Origin of the sequence: Gelidibacter maritimus (assembly GCF_014062315.1) — a bacterium.
Classification (GTDB): Bacteria; Bacteroidota; Bacteroidia; order Flavobacteriales; family Flavobacteriaceae; genus Gelidibacter; species Gelidibacter maritimus.
Genome location: NZ_JACGLT010000051.1, coordinates 1 through 535, shown reverse-complemented (window position 1 = coordinate 535; position 535 = coordinate 1). Strand labels below are relative to the sequence as shown.

At 26.5% G+C, this 535-nt stretch carries 1 protein-coding gene; it reads left to right on the top strand.

The window, feature by feature from the left end; all coding sequences use genetic code 11:
* Positions 1–56: 56 nt before the first annotated feature.
* On the top strand, positions 57–535 hold a 479-nt coding region (locus tag H3Z82_RS19450), incomplete at its 3' end, for a hypothetical protein (protein ID WP_182207120.1).

Genomic DNA, 535 nt, shown 5'->3' with positions numbered 1-535 from the left:
ACGTTGTACATAATGCAAAAAAACACTCGTTACGAAATTAAACTATCGAAATTTGAATGAAAAAATATTTTGAAAAATGGTATATAAGCTTGTTTATTTTACCAATACTGCTGACTTATTTAACTTCATTCGTCCAACTTCCAGATATAATCTCAAATTGGGAATATTCAATAATTACATCTTTGACAATACTTGTAATTATTTTAATTTATGAAATTCAGTTATTGAATAAAAAAGTTGTGGAATTAGAATCTAAACCGACTGAAAAAGACAAAAAAATAATTAAAAAGTTACTGAAAACTCTTAATTTAAAAATGTTTCAAGAAGATATTTGCACACAAGATTCTTGGAATGGTTATCCGAGAGAAGCAATTAGCAACGTAATTGAATTTAAGCATAATTCGGTTCTAATTGAAAACCAAACTTCTGTAGAGAAATTAAATAATTTGATTTCTGACTTTCTAAAAGAATTAGAAATTTTTACAGAATATAGTTCGAAACGTGTTTCTGGAAAAGGAGAATGGCTCGTTCCATT